The 2,071-nt window shown below is 42.4% G+C and carries 6 protein-coding genes; 2 read left to right on the top strand and 4 right to left on the bottom strand.

The features are described 5' to 3' along the window. Window positions 1–54 precede the first annotated feature (54 nt). The 4 genes from QT974_RS33735 to QT974_RS33720 all read right to left on the bottom strand — a co-directional run bounded on the left by QT974_RS33735 (window position 55) and on the right by QT974_RS33720 (window position 1,358). Entirely contained in the window at window positions 55–210 is a 156-nt protein-coding gene (locus tag QT974_RS33735) for a hypothetical protein (RefSeq protein ID WP_333472712.1), read from the bottom strand. A gap of 140 nt (window positions 211–350) precedes the next feature. Then, window positions 351–713 (bottom strand): hypothetical protein, encoded by a 363-nt coding sequence (locus QT974_RS33730; protein WP_333472711.1) that lies wholly within the window; start codon window positions 711–713, stop codon window positions 351–353. Continuing rightward, window positions 682–864 carry a hypothetical protein gene (locus QT974_RS33725; RefSeq protein ID WP_333472710.1) on the bottom strand — a complete coding sequence of 61 codons (183 nt, stop codon included), beginning with the start codon at window positions 862–864 and terminating at the stop codon, window positions 682–684. The genes QT974_RS33730 and QT974_RS33725 overlap by 32 nt, the downstream gene beginning before the upstream one ends. A 74-nt stretch (window positions 865–938) precedes the next feature. Then, window positions 939–1,358: an MAPEG family protein gene (locus QT974_RS33720; protein ID WP_333472709.1), complete on the bottom strand. Its 420-nt coding sequence runs from the start codon at window positions 1,356–1,358 to the stop codon at window positions 939–941. Between the two features lie 31 nt (window positions 1,359–1,389). On the opposite strand from QT974_RS33720, the gene QT974_RS33715 reads away from it, so the two are divergent. Continuing rightward, a complete protein-coding gene (locus QT974_RS33715; RefSeq protein ID WP_333472708.1) occupies window positions 1,390–1,536 on the top strand; it encodes a hypothetical protein in 147 nt (48 codons plus the stop codon). A gap of 51 nt (window positions 1,537–1,587) precedes the next feature. Beyond that, complete coding sequence (locus QT974_RS33710; RefSeq protein WP_333472707.1) at window positions 1,588–1,776, top strand: hypothetical protein; 189 nt, start codon at window positions 1,588–1,590, stop codon at window positions 1,774–1,776. Window positions 1,777–2,071 lie beyond the last annotated feature (295 nt).

Here is a 2,071-nt window from a genome sequence, read left to right as displayed (position 1 = left end):
CTAATAACTTATATGCGGTCATGCTTCTTCAGGCTTCAAAAACCAGATGCACCCTCAAACACTCTTCCAAATATCCTTAATTTTTGCCTGCTGTTCCCATTCCAGCTCATCAAAAACTAGCATCATTTCCTCATGAGTGTAATCAATAATAATCGCAGCCAACTGAGCCACCGTTTCCGCTGACAGCATGGCTAGTTTCAATTTTGTCATTACTTCTTTATCCATTAACGCTAACACTTTAATCTTGACTTCATATCATCGTGTCCGAGCGATCAACCGCAATCAGATTAGTCCGCACGTGCGAGCCATTTTTATTATGGTAATCGACCGGACATGATAGCACTGTTATTTTATTTTTGTCTGCAAATCTCTTTTAATTTTCGATTCAAACTGGTAGCCTGAACCCAATTCAAATTATCAAAATACCGCGAGGATACTTGAAAATCTTCCTGACAAAGCTCAGAAAGCAATTTTTCATCAATCTCCAGAATCTTATCTTTAGAAGTGGTGGTTTTTCGCAAGAAAGCTGCGATTTCCCTTTCTATTTGGCGGTTTCCTTGCTGAAAGAAATCTTGAGAGTTAGAACGAAACAAACCGTTATTGATTTGCTGCATTTGGCTTGGTGTCATCGATTGAGCCGATACAGCAGCCGGAAATGCCAAGGATGCTGCTAGCCAGCAGCTAGAAATTATTTGTTTGAGAATGCTGTTCATAACTGTCGGGAGAACTTTTTACCTCAGTTGGTTTCTCGTCTTCTGACTCGCTGGCTAATTCATCTTCTAGTGCGAGTTTTTCTTGCCACTCGGTAAGCTGTTGAAAAAGTTGCTGGTTAATTTGAAATACAGGTTTGTTAGTTTCAGACATATTGACTCGTGAAGGTTATTGAAAGAGTTCGATTTGCCGTGTAAGGTGCTGATTTCGCACCCTACTAATATTAGTTATAGCTGTGAAACTTTTACCAGCGACATGATGATGCCAATCAATGAACCGCCAAGCAAAGTTAAAGTAGCTAAGGTACTAATGCCAAATCCTGCCGCTCGTTTTTCAGCCGCTTGATAGTAACCCCAAGCAAACAAAATGCGTCCAATTATCCAAACTGCACCGATACCGGCGGCCCAAAGTGGGCTGACAAATTGCGAAAACAGCCATAGCGAGGGCAAAAATAGAATCATTTGCTCTAAGGTATTTTGCTGAACTCGCAACACTCGTTCAAAGTCCGGGTTTCCTGTCATCTGCGGGGGAGAAACTTTGTATTTGAATCTGGCTCTGCCGACGTTGATGGTGACAACGAAGTATAGAATTAATGCTGAAACAGTAATTAGACTAGGCCAGAGTGTGGCGTTTGCTTCTGCGAGCATGATTCGGTATTATTGGGGTGGAGTAGATATCTTGATTATAAATCAATTATTGTCGATCGCGTCATTGGGCGCGATCGGGTCATTCAAGGCACGGGATTTGATGCAACTGCTGGTATCGGCGCAGCAATTGGTTTTGGGTTCCGGGACATCCTTTCAACAGTTGACAGTTGACAGTTGACAGTTGACAGTTTGAGGGCGACCTCTACCTAGAAGGAAGAGGATTGGAGTAATGAATAGTCGGATCTTAATTTCTCCCTCACTCGCGAGAGGCTTTCAACCAATTCTTTCTGGTAAAACTTGGTGGCTGCGGTTAAGTCTTGATTGCGAATTCAAGGAGATTATTTTGCTCAACAATGTTTGGAAGCAAGCGTCTTCTATCTCACTAATTCGCTGGGGATTACTCTCTCGTGTATCCTAGCCTGTTTAATTCTCGGCTATACTCCCCTGCATCGCGCGCGCAAAGCCCTATTCTATCGCGGGGATAAGATGCAGCAACAATCGGATAATTGTACTTATTTGTATAGGAACAGCAAGCAAAGCTTAATGGAGCGTGAATTGTTAATAGGTGAGTAGAGATGTTATCGCATCGAGTGCATCTGGGCTTGAAAAATATGTGTGTAGGGGCGAAGCATGACCGCAATCAATATGAGATTATAAGTAATAACTTATATGCGGTCATGCTTCTTCAGGCTTCAAAAACCAGATGCACCCTA

The organism is Microcoleus sp. BM001215392 (assembly GCF_036700185.1).
GTDB lineage: Bacteria > Cyanobacteriota > Cyanobacteriia > Cyanobacteriales > Microcoleaceae > Microcoleus.
The sequence above is the reverse complement of the archived record's forward strand: the minus strand, read 5'-3'. Positions and strand labels throughout refer to the sequence as shown.